Origin of the sequence: Lactobacillus ultunensis DSM 16047 (genome assembly GCF_001436305.1) — a bacterium.
GTDB classification, from domain to species: Bacteria; Bacillota; Bacilli; order Lactobacillales; family Lactobacillaceae; genus Lactobacillus; species Lactobacillus ultunensis.
The window spans coordinates 57,117-77,616 of sequence record NZ_AZFO01000002.1 but is presented as its reverse complement, the minus strand read 5'-3'; the positions used below and the strand labels follow the sequence as shown (position 1 = coordinate 77,616).

Here is a 20,500-nt window from a genome sequence, read left to right as displayed (position 1 = left end):
GGGAAGATCTTAGATCTTCTCTCTTTTTGATTAGTAATAAGTATTAATTACTTGTTTGCTAATTTGTTTAAACGACTCTTGTCACGAGCAGCCTTGTTCTTGTGGATTAAGCCCTTTGAAGCAGCCTTGTCCAAAGCGCGAACAGCCTCTAAATGCAATTTGGAGACGTCTTCTTTACTATCACTTTCAACAGCACTCTTGAACTTCTTAACAGCAGTTCTTAACTTGCTTAATTCAGAAGCGTTGCGTTCTCTAGTAGCGTTTTGCGTCTTAACACGTTTGATAGCTGATTTGATTTGTGGCATGAAATTCACCTCCAATGATTTAGAAATTTACTTCATACATTATACTTAAGAACTATCTTCGATGCAAGGCAATTTATGCTTGCTTTTTTAAAAAATAATGTGTAATATAGACGCTGTTGTGAACCATTAACGCTGTTTATTCGTTCATGCCGACGATAAACGTTGTTAATGGCAATTGTTGAAATGAAAGGTGAAAAACTATGGCAATTTCAAAAACTGAAAAAGATAACATTATGAAGGAATACGCAACTCACGAAGGTGACACTGGTTCTGTTGAAGTTCAAGTTGCTCTTTTAACTGCAGATATCAACAACTTGACTGACCACATGAAGAGCCACAAGCATGACCACCACTCATACGTTGGTTTGCTTAAGAAGATTGGTCACCGTCGTAACTTGCTTCGTTACTTAGAAAACAACGACATTAACCGTTACCGTGAATTAATTAAGAAGTTAGGTCTTCGTCGTTAATTTTACGATTGGGAAAAGTCAGCCATTTGGCTGGCTTTTTTTGTGCCTGTTATCTTTTCCTTCTTTATGCTAAAATTGAAACAGATTATTTTTACGTTGTGATCATTTTGATCCATAAAAAATTAAAAATTAGATAGAAAAGGATGTACAATGGCTAATCAACTTAAGATTATGATCTTGAGCGGTGTGCGTGAACAAGGAAAAGATATGTTTGCCGTTCAAGTTAATGATGAAATTTTTGTTCTTGATGCCGGATTAAAGTACCCTGATAGTTCTTTATTTGGTATCGATGTAGTAATTCCTGATCTCGATTTCTTTGAGCAATATGGAGATCGAGTAGCAGGTATCTTTTTGACGCACGGACATGCTGACTCAATTGGTGCGTTACCATATATTTTAAGAAAATATGATATTCCAGTATTTGGCTCACAATTGAGTATTGAACTAGCTAAAATTGAAGTTCAACGTGAGAATAAGCATCGCAAGAATAGTTTATTCCACGTTATTGACGCAGATACTGAGATTGACTTTAAAAATACCAGCATTTCATTCTTCCATACTACTCACTCAATTCCTGATTCACTTGGAATTGACGTTCATACACCGGAAGGTGAGATTGTTTATACTGGTGATTTTAAATTCGATCCAACAGCTGCTAAGAACTATCGTACTGATATGGATCGCTTAGCTGAAATCGAGACTAAGGGTGTTTTGGCTTTGCTAAGTGATTCTTCAAATGCTGAAGCATCATTTCCAAATGCTTCGGAACAAGATATTGGTAAATTTGTAACCAATGTTTTTAGAAATGCTACGGGCAGAATCATAGTAGCAGCTAAGGCTTCTAACTTAAATCGTGTACAAGAGGTTTTAAATGCAGCTAAAGCAACAGGTAAGAGAGTTCTTTTAACTGGTCGTGATTTGGCTAAAATTGTCAGAACTTCAATGAAATTGGGATATCTAGATGTGCCAGATGGTCTCTTAATGCGTGTTAAAGACTTAAAGACTGTCCCTAATGACCAAACGGTTATCTTGGAAACAGGTCGTATGGGTGAGCCTCTTAATTCATTGCAAAAGATGGCTAAGAAGCGTCACAGTATGATTACTATTCATAAAGGCGATTTAGTCTTTATTGCTACTACACCTTCACATGCAGTTGAAACTATGGTGGCCGAAACAAGTGACTTGGTTTACAAAGCTGGCGGTACAGTTGTTCAACTTGGACGCAACATGCACACTAGCGGTCACGCAACTGGTCGTGATATTCAATTACTGATTGATACATTAAAACCTAAGTTTTTAATTCCAGTTATTGGTGAATATCGTTTGTTAGAGATCGTTCGCAGTTTAGCTACAAAGACCGGAATGAATCCTAAAGACATCTATATTACCAAGAATGGTGACTGTTTAGATTACGATTTTAAGAAGAAACGCTTCTACTTATCTGATCCTGTGCCAGGCGATGATACAATGATCGATGGCTCTGGAGTTGGTGACGTCGGCAATATTGTGTTGCGGGACCGTGAAGTTTTATCCGATGACGGTATTTTCATTGCAGTTGTCACTATTGATCGTAAGAAGAAAAAGATTATTGCTGAACCTAAAGTTACTAGTCGTGGCTTCGTTTATATCAAAGCAAACCGTCAATTGATGAATGATTCGATTGAAGTAATTAAAAAGGCAATTAAGAATAATTTTGAGCATAAGAAGTTTGATTGGACTGAGCTCAAACAAGATATTCGTGGCGACTTAGAAAAATTCTTGTATAAAAAGACTAACCGTCGTCCAGTAATTTTGCCAGTCGTGATGGAAGTTAACCAAAATCGTCACCGTGCAATGCAAAAACGCAATGAAAAGGCACAAAACGATAAGTCACATGCTTCTAATAAAGCCAAGCAAAATAAAACAATAGTAAAAAAGAAAAATAATACTAATAAAAACAAGGAAAATAAATAATGACATCAGTAAGTCAAAAAAATTTATTGAAACTTGCTGAAGAAAACAGGCGCAAAGGAGATCTTGAAGCTGCAATTGAGAATTTAGAGGAAGCATTAAGAGGAGAACACTCTCTTGATGTAATATTACAGCTTTGTGAGCTTTATTGTGCTAATAAACAAGAGGATCAGGCTTACGCTTTAATTAAAGAAGAGCCTGATCTTTTTTCTGATCAGCGAGTTTATCGAACCTATTGTAAAATTTTAATGCAAAATCATTTTTTAATAGAAGCTTTGCAGTTGAAGAATATTACCGGTTTGAATTTACCGGTTAGAGTAGAACCTGTTTCTGAACAGAAGCAGCAAATGATTATGCAAGCTTTTAAGCAAAAAAAGCAAATTAATCAAACAGATTATGAAAGCTTGCATAAACTCAACTTAGTAAACTTTAAAGCTTTTGTACAAAGTATTTTATTGGATCCTACCCCAGACTTTGCAGTACGCTTAGCACTCTGCGAAGACTTGGTTCGTTTAGGATTGAAAGAAAAATTCAGAATATGGGTGATTGGTAACTTAGAAGAATTTATTCCAGCTGGTACGCTTTTACTGGAGAAAGAGACTAAATATCAAGAAATTATTTCTGCAATCGGTTCTAGATTTAGTCACAATCCAAGTCAATTGCCTTTGATGATAGGCGAGATGAATTTGGTGATGGGGAGCTTATATCCTAAGATTTCTAAATACGTTGATGAGCCAGATAGTTTTGCCAGTGATTTAGTCTCATTTTTGCAGCATGAAGATGGTCGAAATCATCAAAAATTATTTAAACAAGTCTATCAATATATTCCAAAGTAAAAAATAATCAAAAAAGGTTTACTTTTTTTAAGTATTTAGTATAATTAGCAAAGGATATTTTCGTTAGGCAATATAGCTTAAGCTTTTTACTAGGCATTTGCCGAAGAAAGTAGTACAATATTCAACAGAGAATTATCCGTTAACTTATCTCAACGGACTTCTTGCAAATTTACAGGAGGGTCATTTTAATGGCAGAAAAAGAACATTACGTTAGAACTAAGCCACACGTAAACATTGGTACTATCGGTCACGTTGACCACGGTAAGACCACTTTAACTGCGGCTATTACTACTGTTTTAGCTGACAAGGGTTTGGCTAAGGCTGAAGATTACTCACAAATTGATGCTGCACCAGAAGAAAAGGAACGTGGTATCACTATTAACACCGCCCACGTAGAATACGAAACTGAAAATCGTCACTACGCTCACATGGACGCTCCAGGCCACGCCGACTACATCAAGAACATGATTACTGGTGCTGCACAAATGGATGGTGCTATCTTGGTTGTTGCTGCAACTGATGGTCCTATGCCACAAACTCGTGAACACATTTTGCTTGCTCGTCAAGTTGGTGTTAACTACATCGTAGTATTCTTGAACAAGTGCGATTTGGTTGACGACCCAGAATTAATCGACTTGGTTGAAATGGAAGTTCGTGACTTGTTAACTGAATACGATTACCCTGGTGACGATATTCCAGTTGTTCGTGGTTCAGCTTTGAAGGCTTTACAAGGCGACAAGGAAGCTCAAGAACAAATCTTGAAGTTGATGGAAATCGTTGACGAATATATTCCAACTCCAGAACGTCAAACTGACAAGCCATTCTTAATGCCAGTTGAAGACGTATTCACTATTACTGGTCGTGGTACTGTTGCTTCAGGTCGTATCGACCGTGGTACTGTTAAGATCGGTGACGAAGTTGAAATCGTTGGTTTGGTAGACAAGGTTCTTAAGTCAGTTGTTACTGGCTTGGAAATGTTCCACAAGACTTTGGATTTAGGTGAAGCCGGCGATAACGTTGGTATCTTGCTTCGTGGTATCGACCGTGACCAAGTTGTGCGTGGTCAAGTATTGGCTGCTCCAGGCTCAATTCAAACCCACAAGAAGTTTAAGGGTCAAGTTTATGTTTTAAAGAAGGACGAAGGTGGTCGTCACACCCCATTCTTCTCAGACTACCGTCCACAATTCTACTTCCACACCACTGATATTACTGGTGAAATTGAATTGCCAGAAGGTACTGAAATGGTTATGCCTGGTGATAACACTGAATTTACTGTTACCTTGATTAAGCCAGCTGCCATCGAAAAGGGTACTAAGTTCACCATCCGTGAAGGTGGTCGTACCGTTGGTGCCGGTCAGGTTACTGAAATCCTTGACTAATTTCTAACGATATAGTAAAAAAGATGCACTTCTTCACTGGAGCGCATCTTTTTTCGTTTAGATTTGTTTTTTGCGCTAGTTTAAGGTAAGATAACTTAGTATGCAAGAAGCAAACTCAAACTTGACATTGGAGGTATTTTATTAATGTCTGTAAAATGGGAAAAGACCGGTAAGACAACCGGTGATCTTACTTTTGATATTTCACAAGATGAAATTAAATTAGGCTTAGATCAAGCTTTTAGAAGAGTAAAGAAGAACTTGCGTGTACCTGGCTTTAGAAAAGGCCATGTTTCTCGTGTAATTTTTGATCAATACTACGGTGAAGAAGCTTTATACGAAGATGCTTTGAACATTGTATTGCCAAATGCATATTCTGCAGCCGTTAAGGAAGCAGGTATTGCTGCAGTTGGCCAACCACAAATTGTTCCTGTATCAATGGACAAGGGCAAGGACTGGACTATGAAGGCTACTGTCACTGTACAACCAGAAGTTAAGTTAGGTGACTACAAGGGCATTGAAGTTCCTAAGCAAAATACTCGTGTTTACCAAAAAGATGTTGATGCTGAACTTGACAAGCGTCGTGAACAAAATGCTGAACTCGTTCTTAAGAAGGGCAAGGCTGAAAAAGGCGACACTGTAACCATTGACTACAAGGGTACTATTGATGGTAAGGAATTTGAAGGTGGCTCAGCTGAAAACTACTCACTTGAATTAGGCTCAAACGCATTTATCCCTGGTTTTGAAGATCAACTTGTTGGTCACGAAGCAGGCGACGATGTTGATGTTGTAGTAACTTTCCCTAAGGATTACGGTGCAAAGGATTTAGCTGGTAAGGAAGCTCATTTTGCAACTAAGATCCACGAAGTTAAGTCAAAGCAACTTCCTAAGTTAGATGACGAATTTGCAAAGGATGTTGACGATTCTGTAGATACTCTTGATGACTTAAAGGAAAAGATCAAGAAGGATTTGAAGGATCAAAAGGAACAAGCTGCTAAGGAAGCTATTCAAGAAGCTGCTATTGAAGGTGCAGTAAAGAATGCTACTGTAGATGAAATTCCTGATGCTATGATTAAAGAAGACGTTGATACTCAATTGAACCAATACTTGGGCAACATGCAACGTCAAGGTATTGATCCTCAAACTTACTACAAGTTGACTAATACCAACGAACAACAATTACGTTCACAATTTGCTAAGAACGCAGCTGAAAGAGTTAAGACTAACTTAGTTCTTGAAGCAATTGTTGATAAGGAAGGTCTTAAGGCAACTAAGGACGAAATTGATAAGGAAATCAAGGATCTTGCTGCTGAATACAACATGGATGAAAAGACTGTACGTAACACTTTATCAGATGATATGTTAAGTCACGACATCACTGTACGTAAGGCTATGGATCTTGTTACTGACAATGCTAAACAAGTTGCTAAGTCAAAGCTTGAAGCAAAAGACTCAGATGATAAGAAGGAAAGCAAGTAATATAAAATATATTGCTGATTTCTCAAAAAAAGGCGGCTTTAGGCCGCTTTTTTTGATGTATAAGCTTTATATTTATCAATATTAGGTAAAATATGATAATCTAATTTTTGGTAGATATAGGAGGAAAAAAGTTAATGGCAAATCAGTTTACAGATCAAGAAGAGATTAAATGCGCTTTTTGTGGTAAAACTCAAGACCAAGTCAAAAAAATGATTGCCGGAAACGGTGTATATATTTGTAATGAATGTGTAGACTTGGCTAAAAAAATTATTGACGATGAATTACGAGCTGATACATTAAAAACTGCTCGTGAATTACCTAAACCAGTTGAAATTAAAAAACAACTTGATCAATATGTAATTGGTCAAGATCGTGCTAAAAAAGTATTATCAGTTGCTGTTTATAATCACTACAAGAGAATTAGCCAAATGGATGTTGATTCTTCAACTGAATTGCAAAAGTCAAATATTGCAATGATTGGGCCTACAGGTTCTGGTAAAACTTATTTAGCCCAGACTTTGGCTCGAATTCTAAATGTACCGTTTGCAATTGCAGATGCTACTACATTGACTGAGGCTGGTTATGTTGGTGAAGATGTAGAAAACATTTTACTTAAGTTACTGCAAAATGCGGATTATGATTTGGAACGTGCTCAGCGTGGAATCATTTATATTGATGAAATTGATAAAATTTCTAAGAAATCTGAAAATGTTTCAATTACGCGAGATGTTTCTGGGGAAGGCGTACAGCAATCACTACTAAAGATTTTGGAAGGTACGATTGCTTCTGTACCACCTCAAGGTGGACGTAAGCATCCACAACAAGAAATGATTAAGATGGATACTACCAATATTTTGTTTATCGTTGGTGGTGCTTTTGATGGTATTGAACAAATCGTTAAGAACCGTTTAGGTAAAAAGACGATTGGTTTTGGTGCCGAAAATGAAGTAAGTAAAGTTGATGCGGATGATTGGACTCGTCACTTGACTACTGCAGATTTGGTTAAGTTTGGTATGATTCCCGAGTTTATTGGGAGAATTCCAATTATTACTACTCTTGATAAACTTGATAGTAAAGATTTGGTCAGAGTTTTAACAGAACCTAAGAATGCACTTGTTAAGCAATATAAGAAGTTGCTCTCACTTGATGGTGTTGATCTTAAGTTTACTGATGGCGCATTAAAGGCAATTGCTGATCTTGCTATTCAGAGAAATATGGGTGCTCGTGGTTTAAGAACTATCATTGAAAATTCAATTATGGATATCATGTATGAAACCCCTAGTGAAGAAGATATTGAAGCTGTTGAAGTAACTAAAGACGTAATTACTCGTCATGCTAAGCCAAGGGTTATTCGTAAGAAAACAGAAGAAAATGAAAAATCACAGGTAAGCGCTAATGATCATTAAAAGTAGTAGTTATGCAGTTAGTGCTGTTAAAGAAAGTCAATATCCTAAGGATAATTTGCCTGAAATAGCCTTAGCAGGCCGTTCTAACGTGGGTAAATCAAGCCTGATAAATACCCTGTTAAAGAGAAAAAATCTTGCTAGAACGTCTTCTCAGCCTGGGAAAACGCAGACTTTGAATTTCTATATGGTAAATGATGATTTCTATTTAGTTGATGTACCAGGTTACGGTTATGCCAAAGTTTCTCAAAAGAAACGACAAGAGTTTGGTGAAATGATCCAAGATTATTTGGAAACCAGACCCAATTTAAAGGGCTTAATCATTTTAATAGATAGTCGACATGAACCTACAAAAGATGATATTGCGATGTATAATTATGCGCAGTATCTAAATATCCCTATTTTGGTAGTATGTACCAAGATGGATAAGATCAAGAAGAGTCAAGTTAACAAAGTGATGTCTGGTCTTAAAAGCAAGTTAGATCTCAACTATGATCATGTGACTGTTTTGACATTTAGTTCAGTAACCAAATTGCATGTAGCTGAATTAGGTGACTGGATCGAAGATAAGATTAGCGATTAAAAGAGTGTTGCAATGCAACGCTTTTTTTGTAGGCATAAAAAATGCATGGTAATACCTCGCCCCGTATAATTAAAGTAAGATAAAAAGTGATAATAGAAAGAGGTATTCCTATGACAAAAGGTTTAAGAATTTTAGGAATGACATTGACCACTATTGGTGCCATTGGTGCTACGGTAGCTGGGACCTACTTTTTAGTTAAGAAAATAAAAGAAAAAAAGGCTGCCGAATCTGCTGATACTTCAGCGATTGACTCACCACAAGATGTGGTTAATGATTCTAAAGCAGAATTAATGAAATCTAAGCTAAAGAAAGAAGATCAGGTTGGCTCTGAGAATAGTGTCCATATAGATCTAAATGATGCACCTAAGAATAAATATTCTATAGATTAGATAAAAAAGCTGTCAGATTTTGACAGCTTTTTTCTTATGAGATCATTATTAGAAAAAATACGGTTGAAAGGAACAATGATAAAATGAAGGAGTAGAAAAGAAAGTAGAGGTTTTATCTTGGATGATAAAAATTCACAAACAAAGAAAACATTAACTACTATGAGCCTCGTCCTAATGATTATTACGACGGTTTATGGTTTTGGTAATGTTTCTGTTTCCTATCGGCAGATGACATATGCCGGTATTATTTGGTTCGTTTTAGCTGGGATTTGTTTTTTCTTCCCAGCCGGATTGATGATGGCGGAATATGGTTCTGCTTTTCATGATGCCCAAGGTGGTATTTATTCTTGGTTAGCTGGATCAATTGGCGAAAAATGGGCTTTTATTGGAACTTTTGTCTGGCTTGCTAACTGGGTTCTCTGGTTAGTTTCCAGTGCTTCAAGGCTTTGGATTTCGATTTCTGCCTTAATTTTCGGTAAAGACACAACACAGAGTTGGGATATTCTAGGACTGCATGGTACCGAGCTGATTGGTGTATTGGCTATTTTATTCATGATCGTTTCCACTTACTTGTCTTCAAGAGGGATGACAGGAATTAAAATCATGTCTTCTATTGGTGGTTGGTTTATGATTGGGATGAATTTAGTCTTTATTTTATCTAGTTTATTAGTCTTGATTATGAACCATGGGCAACTTGCTGAGCCAATTCATGGCTGGCAAAGCTTTATCATCTCACCTAATAAGGATTTCCAGACCCCAATTACGATCATTTCCTTCGTTGTTTATGCTGTTTTTGCTTATGGCGGTATGGAAACTGTTGGTGGTGTGATTGATAGTATGAAGCGACCTGAAAAAGACTTCCCTAAGGGGCTAATCATTGGGAGCTTATTTACTATCATTTCTTATGTCTTAATGATTTTTATGACTGGATTCTCAGTCAATTATCAAAAAGACATTGTGGAGACTGGTGCTAATACTGGTAATATTACCTATGTAGTATATGGCACTTTAGGTAAAGCATTTGGTCAAGCATTTAATCTAGATATGCATACTAGCTTAATGATTGGTAAAATCTTTACCAGAGCAATTGCTTTATCTGGTTTGATGGGAATGACAGGTGCATTCTTTGTATTGCTTTATTCTCCAATCAAATCATTTATCATGGGTTCAGATGCTAGATTATGGCCTAAAGCAGCTACTAAGCTAAATAAGCATGGCATCCCCGCTAATGCAATGTGGGCACAAACAATTTTTGTATGTTTGTTAATTGCAGTTGTTTCATTTGGTGGTAGTGCCGCCACAAGCTTCTATCAAATCTTAACCGATATGGGTAATGTAGCTGCCACAGCTCCTTATATTTTCTTAATCGGTGCTTTTCCATTCTTCCTTAAAAAAGATTATTCTCGTAAATTTAGAATATTTACTAACTATAAATGGACTGTTGCCTTAGTAGTATTCGTTGAAATTATTGTTTGCACGGGAATCATTTTTACGGTTTTGGAGCCAGTTTTGGAACACAGATATGCGACTGCATTTTGGACTGGTTTTGGTCCTATCTTCTTTGGATTGGTAGCTTATATTTTCTATCGTATTTCGAAGAAGAAGCATGGATTAAAAGATTTAGATTAAATAGCAATCAAAAAGAACTTGCTCAATTGCAAGTTCTTTTTTTAGGCTAAAGTTGTAATATCATTAAATTTTGGTAGTTGATCAACAAACTTTTCATAGGCTGTTTGTTCATTAGTTTCGGTAATTTTGACATGTTCAAAAGTGCCAGTTCTCAAGTCTGCCTCATCAAGCGAGAGATGATGTGTAAATGTGGCATTACCGATTAACTCAATCCAGTATTGGCTTTCTTCGTAGTGAACAACGGTTTTAACCATCCCACCTGGATTATAAACACTGATTGGCGTATCCAAATCGGCCATTTCAGGATGTGTTAATACTAAGGCTAAGGAAGTAGCTGACATTCCTGTACCACAGGCATTAGTAAAGCCTACGCCTCTTTCATAGGTTCTAACGAATAACTTATTTTTATCTAGAATTTGAGCAAAGTTAACGTTTACCCCATCTGTAAAGTAAGGATTTTTATCGTTTAACCTTTTACCAACAGTCCCAAGAATTGGTCCAGTAATTTGTTTTTGATTCATGAAACTGATCAGATGGGGATTAGGAACCGCAATTGAAGTAAAACGTAAACCAGGATAAATTTCTGGAATATAATTATCAATTAAACGATCATAACCTAAATTATCAAAAGGCAAAGCTTCTTTATTGAAACGAACCGGTGAGATTTCAACCGCAAAAGCTGGTACATTTGGAGCAAAATCTTTGTCCTTACGTACACGCAAACTCGCATTCATAGTGTCTACTAAAAAAGAAGTTTTATGGTATTTTTCACTTAAATAACGAGCGACTGTACGTAAACCATTACCGCACATAGAAGCTTCACTACCATCGGCATTGATCACGCGCATTTGTGCTAGAGCATGTTCACGCACTGGCTTATTGATAACTAAAACACCGTCTGTACCATTTAATAAACCGGTTTTTGGATCACTAATTTTTTTGGTAAATGATTTAAGTTCGTTATCCGTTAGTGGGGATTCTAATTCAGTTTGATCTAGAATGAAGAAATGATTTTGTGAGCCATGAACTTTTAATAAATTGACCATTTTCTCTCCTTAGTTGAAAAATTGATGATAGATAATTTTAACGGCTTGATCAGCCTTTTCTTTTTTGGTGCCAATCATCATTGAAATTTGGGATGCACCTTGGTTGATCATACGTGGGGTAATATCGTGATCGTCCAGTGAATCTAAAATTTTTCTGCTAACGCCGTGTTCTTTTTTCATCCCTTCACCGACAATCATAATAATTGCATAATCGTCGATCCATTCCAATTGGTCTGGATTGATTGTTGCTTGAATTTTATTACAGATTTGATCAATAAGTTGATCATTAAGAAAGTCATTATTGAAGATGATAGTAATATCATCAATCCCGGATGGCATGTGTTCGTAAGGGATATTGTGTTTGTATAAAATCTGTAAGATACGCAGGGTAAAGCCAGCTTCTTTGTTAAGCAAATATTTATGTAAGTACAAAGCAGAGAAATGTTTTTGGCTAGTTACTCCTGTGATGGTATTATCTGGAGCAAAATTCTTTTCAGGAACAATCATTGTACCTGGATTATCAGGTTCATTCGTGTTTTTAACGTTGATTGGTATTTGCCCTTGAATAGCAGGAATTAGAGCTTCATCGTGAAAGACAGAGAAACCGGCATAGGACAATTCACGCATTTCTCGATAGGTCATTTTTCTAATTGACTGAGGATGAGAAATAATGTGTGGATTTGCGGCAAAAATGCCGTTTACATCAGTAAAGTTTTCGTATAAATCAGCGTGAAAGCCACGCGCCAAAATAGCACCAGTAATATCAGAACCACCACGTGAGAAGGTAGCGATATTGCCTGATGGGGTGATGCCAAAGAAACCAGGGAAAATAATACGTTCATCTGGATCAATTTTTACTTGATCCAGATTTAAATAGCTTTCTGGATTAACTAGGGCGTCATTAGGTTCACCAGTAACAATTAGGCCAGCATCTACTGGATCTAAAAAACGAGCTTTCACACCTTTGTGCTGCAAAATTAGTGCAATCAAACGAGCATTAAGTCGTTCACCATGTGCTTTAAATGCAGCCATTAGATAATCAGAATTTGGGTAATCCTGTTCTGGTAAAGCCATTAAGATATTTTTTATTTGCTCTAAATGATCATCATTTAAGCCGAAATAATGGCCTATTTCTTGATAACGTGAAAAGATCTGTTGGACTATTTTAGTTGTTTCTTTTTTATTTAAAACAGAGTTGGCGTACTTAATTAATAAATCAGTTACCTTGATGTCTTTGTCGTTTCTTTTACCTGGTGCTGAGACTACTACTACCTGTCTTTGTGAATCACTTAGGATAATTCGTAATGCATGTTCTACGCTTGGTCCACTAGCTAGTGAACTACCACCAAACTTAACAACTTTCATAAAAAAACTCCTTGAAAATAATTTTCAGAAATCGTTAATTTACATAATAAAATCAAACTGAATTTAGTTGAATTTTAACATTATTTTTTAATCTTGCAAGAAGAACTTGAATGCAATCAGGTGAAAAACAATAAAAGATAATTGAAAATTAAATTTTTATAATAAAAGAGTTGACTATATTTTCATAAAACTGTAGACTACAAGTAAATCTATAGAGGTGCAACTGACATTAGTAGCAATTAGCAGTTAGGCAAAACGAAGATGAATTGTGAAAGGGGAGGTTGCCGAAGCTTATTTCATGCCAAAGAGATAAGCTGGGTCGCAGTTGAATAAATTGCGAACTGTCGCGAAAACATAATTCGCGGAGCGCTATCGACCATAAGATTAAGTGAAGTTTATTTAATCCATTGTTTGCTTAGCGCAAACAGTGGATTTTTTTATTAGCGTTTCGTCCAATCAGAATGGAGTGTAAACATGAATCCTCAGATTTCGGTAGATCAGATTAATGAACAAGGTCATTTAACAATTGGTGGAGTTGATTTAGTTGAGTTAGCTAAAAAGTATGGTACGCCACTAATTGTTTATGATGTGGAACAAATTCGTCATCAAATTAGAGCCTTTAAGAAGGTTTTCGAAGAAGAAGGCGTTAAATACGCTGTAAGTTATGCAAGCAAGGCTTTTAGTTGCGTTGCAATGTATCAGGTTGCCGAGCAAGAAGGTGCCTATACTGATGTAGTTTCAGCAGGTGAACTTTATACAGCATTAAAAACTAATTTCCCTGTAGAACATATTAGTTTTCATGGCAATAATAAGTCCTTAGCTGAACTTGAAATGGCTGTTAAGCATCATGTTGGCAAGATCATTATTGATAATTTCCATGAGATCAAGTTATTGGATCAAGTACTGAAAGAACAGAATGCCAAAATCGACGTTATGCTTAGAATTACGCCTGGTATTTCAGCTGATACGCATGAATATGATCAAACAGGACAAGTTGATAGCAAATTTGGATTTGATCTAGAATCTGGTCAAGCTGATTTAGCTTTGGAACAAGTGTTGAACAATTCTCGAATGAATTTAGTTGGTATTCACGCTCATATTGGTTCGCAAATTTTTGAATTGAACGGTTTTGAAATGGCGGCCAAAAAATTGATGGAGGTTGCTGAAAATTGGCGTAATCAATATGGTTATACCGCTAAGGTGATTAATGTTGGCGGGGGCTTTGGTATTAAATATACGGCCGAGGATAATCCATTAAGACCTGAAAAGTTCGTTCAGGCGATTGTAGAAACTATTAAAACGGAAGCAGAAAGAGCATCATTTCCAGTTCCAGAAATTGATATTGAACCAGGTCGTTCAATTGTAGGTCCAGCCGGTTATAATTTGTACACTACAGGTAGTCGCAAGGTAATCCCAGGACATCGTCCTTACGTCGCAGTTGATGGAGGAATGGGTGATAATATTCGCCCAGCCTTATATCAAGCAAAATATGAATCAGTTTTGGCTAGCGATCCTCAAGCGCCTTCAACTGAACATGTTCGTATTGCTGGTAAATACTGTGAAAGTGGTGATATCTTAGCTGAGGATCAAGCATTACCAGTAACTAAAGCTGGTTCTCTAATTGCTATGTTAGATACGGGAGCCTATGGATATTCGATGGCTTCTAATTACAATCGTAATCCTCGTCCAGCTGTTGTTTTTGCGGAAAAAGGAAAAGCTAAGGTAGTTATTAAAAGAGAAAGCTTGGAAGATTTAGTTCATTTAGATCAGTCTTATAGTGCAGATTAATGAAAGGAAAAAGCTATGGCAAAATTAGATGCAAAAAGCATTATTGAATATATTGGCAATGCTCCTAAGAAGACCCCAGTTAAGGTTTTTATTAAAGGTGATTTAACTAAAGTTGAATTTCCTAAGGAAATTGAAAACTTCACAGAAGAACATTCTGGTGTAATTTTTGGTGACTGGAAAGATGTTGAGCCATTTTTAAAAGCTCATAGTGAAATTACAGATTATTATATTGAAAATGAAGCTCGAAATTCAGCTGTGCCATTAATTGATTTGAAAAAGTTTGATGCGCGGATTGAACCTGGTGCAATTATTCGTGATCAAGTAGCAATCGGTAAAAATGCAGTAATTATGATGGGAGCGATCATCAATATTGGTGCCGAAATTGGCGATGATACCATGATTGACATGGGCGTTGTTTTAGGCGGTCGTGCAATTGTCGGTAAACATTGTCATATTGGTGCCGGTAGCGTTTTGGCTGGTGTAATTGAACCAGCTTCGGCTAAACCAGTTCAGGTTGATGATAATGTTGTCATGGGTGCTAATAGCGTAGTAATTGAAGGCGTACATGTTGGTGAAGGTGCAGTAGTTGCCGCTGGTGCGGTTGTTACTAAAGATGTTGCACCACATACAATGGTAGCGGGTGTTCCAGCTCGTGTAATTAAAAAAGTTGATGAGCAAACTGAAAGCAAGACAGGACTCGAAGACGATTTGAGAAAGATATAAAATGGCGATTTTAAGCGAAGATGAATTAATTCAGATTAGAAGACATTTGCATGAAATTCCAGAACTCGCTTTGCACGAGCAAGAGACACATGATTATTTATTGGAAATAATTAAAGGTTTTAAGCAAGATTATTTAACAATTGAAGTGCCTAAGGAATTGCCAACCGCAATCTTGGTTCTAATAAAAGGAAGAAATCCGCAAAGAACAATTGGTTATCGTACCGATATTGATGCTTTACGAGTAGAAGAAAAAACAAATTTACCATATTCTTCTAAACATCCGGGCGTAATGCATGCTTGTGGGCATGATATTCATATGACGGTAGCTTTAGGGCTTTTGAATTATTTTAGTGAAAAGCAACCGCAAGATAATTTGCTTTTCTTCTTCCAACCGGCTGAAGAAAGTGAAAGTGGCGGCAAGCAAGCCTATGAAAAAGGTGTTTTGCAAGGAAAATTCAAGCCTGATGAGTTTTATGGCTTGCATGATAATCCTGAATTGCCTGCTGGGGCGATTGGCTGCCGAATGGGAACATTATTTGCTGGTACTACCGAAGTTAATATTGATCTTTGGGGGAAAGGCGGTCATGCAGCTTTCCCACAGAATGCCAATGACACAGTTGTAGCTGCGGCAAGTTTGATTATGCAGATTCAAACTATTATTTCTCGTAGTATTGACCCCATTCAAAGTGGTGTGATCACTTTAGGTAAGATTGAAGCAGGAACAATTAGAAATGTCATTGCAGGACATGCTCGAATTGAAGGTACTATCCGTGGCCTAACACAAAAGATGATTTTACATATCGATCATCGTTTAAAAGATGTCTGTGAAGGTATTGCTCGTAGCTACAATATGAAAGTGAAATTGGATTTGAATCAAGGGGGCTATTGGCCCGTAGAGAATAATCCTAAATTAACTAAGAATTTTATTTCTTACATGAAAAATAATCCAAAGGTTAATTTCATCGAAACTGCTCCTAAGATGACTGGTGAAGATTTTGGTTTCTTGTTAGCTAAATTCCCAGGAACTATGTTTTGGTTAGGCGTAGGCGATCCTGGAGCACAACTGCATTCGGCTACGCTTAAACCAGATGAAAAAAGTGTCCAACGTGGTATTGATGCAATTAAGGGATTTTTGATCAATAGAATGGAGAATTAAAATGGCTACATTAATTGATGCAGATTTATTAACGGCAATTGTTACACCTTTTGATGAGAATAAAAAGATTGATTTTGCTAGTTTGGAAAAATTGACTAATCGTTTAATCAATTTGGGATGCAATGGCTTTGTTGTTGGAGGAACCACTGGAGAAACTCCCACTTTAACCCATGATGAAAAAATTGACTTATATACGCATTTTGGTCAAATTGTGAATGGTCGTGTTCCTGTAATTGCAGGAACAGGAAGCAATAATACTGCAGAGACGATTAGTTTTACTAATGAAGTAGCAAAAATTAAAGGTATAGATTATGCATTAGTTGTTGTTCCACCTTACAATAAACCAAATCAGCGCAGTATGATTGCTCATTTCACTGCTGTCAATGACAATGTTGATATGCCAATCTTGATTTACAACATCCCTGGTAGAACAGGCGTTAAGATGGAAAAGGAAACGATCGTTCAACTTTCTCATTTGAAGAATATCAAAGGTATTAAGCAATGTGCCTCTCTAGAAGAAATGGAATATATCATTGAAAACAAAGATAAAGATTTCCAGGTTTTCACTGGAGAAGATACGCAAGCTTTGACTGCCAGATTATTGGGAGCCAACGGTGTGATTTCTGTAGCTAGTCATATTTATACTAAAGAAATGCGTCAGATGTACAATTCTCTTTATGAAGGCAATTATCCAGCAGCAGCCAAGATTCAACGCTGGTTGACACCGAAGATGCAGGCTTTGTTTATGTATCCGTCACCTTCACCAATTAAAGCAGTTTTGAATGCTCAAGGCTTGAAAGTGGGGGGTTGTCGTTTGCCAATTGTTAGCTTAGATGATGAAGAAAAAGAGACTTTAGCTAAGGCTTTAGGTTTAAATGAAAATGCATTAATGCAAAAGTTGCCACTCGATTTAGGAAAGGAACTTGAAAATGACTAAAAAAGTTTTAGTAGCCGGTTTTACCGGAGCAATGGGGCAAAAAGCCGTTGGCTTAGTTAATAAGTTAAATGGCTTTGAAGTAGTAGCTGGTCTTTCTCCGATTGCTGAAAATGATCCAGAAAAATATCATTTATCAGCTGATGCCAAGATTTTTAAGAGTCTAGATGAAATCCCTGATCATGCAGCTGATATTTGGATTGATTTTACTACTCCTAAAGCTGTTTATGACAATGTGAAGTTTGCTTTAACTCATCACATTTCTCCTGTAGTTGGAACTACAGGAATGACTGATGAGCAAGAAGCAGAATTGATTAAAATTTCACAACGAGAAAAAATTGGTGGTTTAATTGCACCTAACTTTGGCATGTCAGCTGTTTTACTGATGAAATTTGCTAAGGAAGCAGCTAAATATTTCCCAGATGTTGAGATTATTGAAATGCATCATGCCGATAAAAAGGATGCTCCTTCAGGTACAGCCTTATCGACAGCTAAAATGATTGCAGAAAATAGACCAGCACATCAAACTGCGCCAGATGAAATTGAAACTTTAAAGAATGTTCGTGGCGGAGATTATCAGGGTATTAAAATTCATTCTGTTCGGTTACCTGGATATATTGCTCATGAACAAGTCTTGTTTGGTGGTCCAGGTGAGGCTTTAACTATCAGACAAGATTCATTTGATCGTGGCAGTTTTATGGGCGGTGTCAAAGTTGCCTTGGAAAAGGTCGATCAACTGAATGAATTAGTAGTAGGATTAGAAAATATTCTATAAAGGAGGCAACTTATGCCAGAATTAGCTCAAGACTTAAAATTTAGTCAAAAAGTAAAAAATGTTAAGGCTTCTGGAATCAGAATCTTTGATAATAAAGTTTCAACTATTCCCGGTATTATCAAGTTGACTTTAGGTGAACCTGATATGAATACTCCTGAACATGTCAAACAAGCAGCAATTAAAAGTATCCAAGATAATGATTCACACTATGCTCCTCAAAAAGGCAAGCTTGAATTAAGGAAAGCTATTAGTCAATACTTGAAGAAAGCAACTGGTATTGATTATGATCCCGAAACTGAGATTGTGGTGACTGTTGGAGCTACAGAAGCGATTAATGCCGCATTGTATGCAATTACTAATCCTGGTGATAAGATTGCAATTCCTACGCCTGTCTTTTCACTTTATTGGCCAGTTGCCACATTGGCAGATGCAGATTATGTGTTGATGAATACGTCAGAAGATAATTTTAAATTAACTCCAGCTAAGTTAGAAGAAACTATCAAAGAAAATCCGAGTGTTAAGGCGGTTATTTTGAATTATCCAACTAATCCAACTGGAGTTGAATACAGTAAAGCAGAAATTAGAGCTTTAGCTAAAGTAATTGAAGAAAATCATTTATATGTAATTACTGACGAAATTTATTCAACTTTAACTTATGGTGTTAAACATTTTTCAATTGCCAGTTTGATCCCTGAAAGAGCTATTTATATTTCAGGTTTATCTAAATCTCATGCGATGACCGGTTACCGTCTAGGATATGTTGCTGCTCCTGCTAAGATTATGGAACAAATTGGCAAGGTTCATGGCTTAATGGTAACTACAACTACTGATTCTTCACAAGCCGCAGCTATCGAAGCATTGGAACATGGACTAGATGATCCAAAGTATTACCGTGATATTTATGAAAAACGGCGGGACTATGTTCTGCAAGAATTGGAAAAGATGGGGATGCATGCGGTTAAGCCTGAAGGTGCCTTTTATATTTTCGCTAAGATCCCTGAAAAGTATGGCAAAGATGATATGCAATTTGCTTTGGATTTAGCCTTTAAAGAAAAAGTGGGCATCACTCCAGGCAGTGCTTTTGGTCCTGGTGGTGAAGGCTACGTGAGAATGTCATATGCATCAAGTGATGAGAATTTGCATGAAGCAATGAAGAGAATCAATAAGTTTTTACAAGAGGATAAATAATGGTTAAAGAATATAATGTTGCAATTTTAGGCGCTACTGGTGCCGTTGGTAGAAGAATGATTGATCAGTTGGCTAAGTCAACTATTCCTGTTAAGAGTGTTAAGCTTTTAGCCTCATATCGTTCAGCTGGAACTGTTTTAAAGTTTAGAGATCAAGATTTAACAGTTGAAGAAACTAAGCCAGAATCATTTGATGGTGTAGATTTAGTATTATCTTCAGCTGGTGGTGCTGTTTCTAAAAAGTTTTTACCAGAAGCAGTAAAGCGTGGAGCTGTATGTGTTGACAATACTAGTGCATTTAGAATGGAACCAGATGTCCCATTGGTTGTGCCAGAAGTTAACCCAGAAGCTTTGAAACATCATCATGGTATTATTGCTAATCCAAATTGCTCCACTATTCAAATGGTTATGGCTTTGGAACCAATTAGGAGAAAGTTTGGTTTAAAACAAATTATCGTTTCGACTTATCAAGCTGCTTCTGGTGCAGGTCAAGCCGCTATTAATGAATTGAAGCAGGAAGCACAAGATTACTTGGATGGTAAAGATATGCAAGCAGATGCTAAGATTTTACCAACCAAGGGTGATAAAAAGCATTATCCATTAGCATTTAATCTTTTACCACAAATCGATGTTTTAGAGGATAGTGGTTATTCTCATGAAGAGTGGAAGATGATCCATGAGACAAAGAAGATTATGTTAAATGATATGAATGCCAAAGACATCAAAGTTACCGCTACTTGTGTTAGAGTACCAGTTCCAATCGCTCACGGTGAAAGTGTCTACTTTACTGTTGAAGATAAGAGTGCAACTACACAGGATATTATGGATACTGTAGCAAACTTCCCAGGTGTAGTATTGCAAGATGATATTAAGCATCAAATCTATCCTCAACCAATTAATGCTACAGGTAAGCGTGAGACTTTTGTTGGTAGAATTCGTCCTGACTATGAAAACAAAGGCGCCTTTAATATGTGGGTAGTTGCCGATAACTTACTCAAAGGTGCTGCTTGGAATACCGTTGAAAATGCGGAATATTTGGTAAAAATGAACTTAATTTAACGTTAAAAAGCACAAAATGCCTTAAAAATAGACATTTTGTGCTTTTT

General features: G+C 36.7%; 19 protein-coding genes and 1 riboswitch. Of the genes, 16 read left to right on the top strand and 3 right to left on the bottom strand.

Annotation, left to right across the window (positions count from 1 at the left end; translation table 11 throughout):
* Positions 1 to 47: 47 nt before the first annotated feature.
* Positions 48 to 305, bottom strand: a complete 258-nt coding sequence (gene rpsT, locus FC57_RS01030) for a 30S ribosomal protein S20 (protein WP_007125422.1) — start codon at positions 303 to 305, stop codon at positions 48 to 50.
* A gap of 200 nt (positions 306 to 505) precedes the next feature.
* Between rpsT and rpsO the strand changes: the two genes are divergently transcribed.
* From rpsO to yjeM, 9 genes are all read left to right on the top strand, one after another.
* A complete protein-coding gene (rpsO, locus tag FC57_RS01025; protein ID WP_007125423.1) occupies positions 506 to 775 on the top strand; it encodes a 30S ribosomal protein S15 in 270 nt (89 codons plus the stop codon).
* Positions 776 to 925: 150 nt separating this feature from the next.
* Positions 926 to 2,728: a ribonuclease J gene (locus FC57_RS01020; protein WP_007125424.1), complete on the top strand. Its 1,803-nt coding sequence runs from the start codon at positions 926 to 928 to the stop codon at positions 2,726 to 2,728.
* Positions 2,728 to 3,561, top strand: a complete 834-nt coding sequence (locus FC57_RS01015) for a tetratricopeptide repeat protein (RefSeq protein ID WP_007125425.1) — start codon at positions 2,728 to 2,730, stop codon at positions 3,559 to 3,561. Before FC57_RS01020 ends, FC57_RS01015 begins: the two co-directional genes overlap by 1 nt.
* 188 nt (positions 3,562 to 3,749) lie before the next feature.
* The gene (gene tuf, locus FC57_RS01010) at positions 3,750 to 4,940 is read left to right on the top strand and encodes an elongation factor Tu (RefSeq protein ID WP_007125426.1); all 1,191 of its coding nucleotides are present in this window, start codon (positions 3,750 to 3,752) and stop codon (positions 4,938 to 4,940) included.
* 144 nt (positions 4,941 to 5,084) lie between these two features.
* A complete protein-coding gene (gene tig, locus FC57_RS01005; RefSeq protein WP_007125427.1) occupies positions 5,085 to 6,416 on the top strand; it encodes a trigger factor in 1,332 nt (443 codons plus the stop codon).
* 134 nt (positions 6,417 to 6,550) lie between these two features.
* The gene (gene clpX, locus FC57_RS01000) at positions 6,551 to 7,822 is read left to right on the top strand and encodes an ATP-dependent Clp protease ATP-binding subunit ClpX (protein ID WP_040529374.1); all 1,272 of its coding nucleotides are present in this window, start codon (positions 6,551 to 6,553) and stop codon (positions 7,820 to 7,822) included.
* Positions 7,812 to 8,402 (top strand): ribosome biogenesis GTP-binding protein YihA/YsxC, encoded by a 591-nt coding sequence (gene yihA / locus FC57_RS00995; RefSeq protein WP_007125429.1) that lies wholly within the window; start codon positions 7,812 to 7,814, stop codon positions 8,400 to 8,402. Before clpX ends, yihA begins: the two co-directional genes overlap by 11 nt.
* A 110-nt stretch (positions 8,403 to 8,512) precedes the next feature.
* Positions 8,513 to 8,791: a hypothetical protein gene (locus tag FC57_RS00990; RefSeq protein WP_148449530.1), complete on the top strand. Its 279-nt coding sequence runs from the start codon at positions 8,513 to 8,515 to the stop codon at positions 8,789 to 8,791.
* A gap of 117 nt (positions 8,792 to 8,908) precedes the next feature.
* Complete coding sequence (gene yjeM, locus FC57_RS00985; RefSeq protein WP_007125431.1) at positions 8,909 to 10,420, top strand: glutamate/gamma-aminobutyrate family transporter YjeM; 1,512 nt, start codon at positions 8,909 to 8,911, stop codon at positions 10,418 to 10,420.
* Positions 10,421 to 10,461: 41 nt separating this feature from the next.
* On the opposite strand, the gene dapF is transcribed toward yjeM, so the two are convergent.
* Together dapF and FC57_RS00975 are read right to left on the bottom strand one after the other, a co-directional pair.
* Positions 10,462 to 11,466, bottom strand: a complete 1,005-nt coding sequence (dapF, locus tag FC57_RS00980) for a diaminopimelate epimerase (protein ID WP_007125432.1) — start codon at positions 11,464 to 11,466, stop codon at positions 10,462 to 10,464.
* Between the two features lie 9 nt (positions 11,467 to 11,475).
* Positions 11,476 to 12,831: an aspartate kinase gene (locus FC57_RS00975; RefSeq protein ID WP_007125433.1), complete on the bottom strand. Its 1,356-nt coding sequence runs from the start codon at positions 12,829 to 12,831 to the stop codon at positions 11,476 to 11,478.
* Between the two features lie 204 nt (positions 12,832 to 13,035).
* Positions 13,036 to 13,211: riboswitch (Lysine riboswitch) on the top strand.
* A 94-nt stretch (positions 13,212 to 13,305) separates the two neighbouring features.
* On the opposite strand from FC57_RS00975, the gene lysA reads away from it, so the two are divergent.
* The 7 genes from lysA to FC57_RS00940 are packed head-to-tail and all read left to right on the top strand — an operon-like array spanning position 13,306 to position 20,453.
* A complete protein-coding gene (gene lysA / locus FC57_RS00970) occupies positions 13,306 to 14,619 on the top strand; it encodes a diaminopimelate decarboxylase (protein ID WP_007125434.1) in 1,314 nt (437 codons plus the stop codon).
* 15 nt (positions 14,620 to 14,634) lie between these two features.
* Complete coding sequence (gene dapD, locus FC57_RS00965) at positions 14,635 to 15,342, top strand: 2,3,4,5-tetrahydropyridine-2,6-dicarboxylate N-acetyltransferase (protein WP_007125435.1); 708 nt, start codon at positions 14,635 to 14,637, stop codon at positions 15,340 to 15,342.
* Position 15,343: 1 nt separating this feature from the next.
* Complete coding sequence (locus tag FC57_RS00960) at positions 15,344 to 16,498, top strand: N-acetyldiaminopimelate deacetylase (protein WP_007125436.1); 1,155 nt, start codon at positions 15,344 to 15,346, stop codon at positions 16,496 to 16,498.
* Position 16,499: 1 nt separating this feature from the next.
* Positions 16,500 to 17,435 (top strand): 4-hydroxy-tetrahydrodipicolinate synthase, encoded by a 936-nt coding sequence (dapA, locus tag FC57_RS00955; protein ID WP_007125437.1) that lies wholly within the window; start codon positions 16,500 to 16,502, stop codon positions 17,433 to 17,435.
* Positions 17,428 to 18,207 carry a 4-hydroxy-tetrahydrodipicolinate reductase gene (gene dapB / locus FC57_RS00950; RefSeq protein ID WP_007125438.1) on the top strand — a complete coding sequence of 260 codons (780 nt, stop codon included), beginning with the start codon at positions 17,428 to 17,430 and terminating at the stop codon, positions 18,205 to 18,207. Before dapA ends, dapB begins: the two co-directional genes overlap by 8 nt.
* A 12-nt stretch (positions 18,208 to 18,219) precedes the next feature.
* Entirely contained in the window at positions 18,220 to 19,395 is a 1,176-nt protein-coding gene (locus FC57_RS00945) for an aminotransferase class I/II-fold pyridoxal phosphate-dependent enzyme (protein WP_007125439.1), read from the top strand.
* A complete protein-coding gene (locus FC57_RS00940; RefSeq protein WP_007125440.1) occupies positions 19,395 to 20,453 on the top strand; it encodes an aspartate-semialdehyde dehydrogenase in 1,059 nt (352 codons plus the stop codon). The genes FC57_RS00945 and FC57_RS00940 overlap by 1 nt, the downstream gene beginning before the upstream one ends.
* Positions 20,454 to 20,500: the final 47 nt, after the last annotated feature.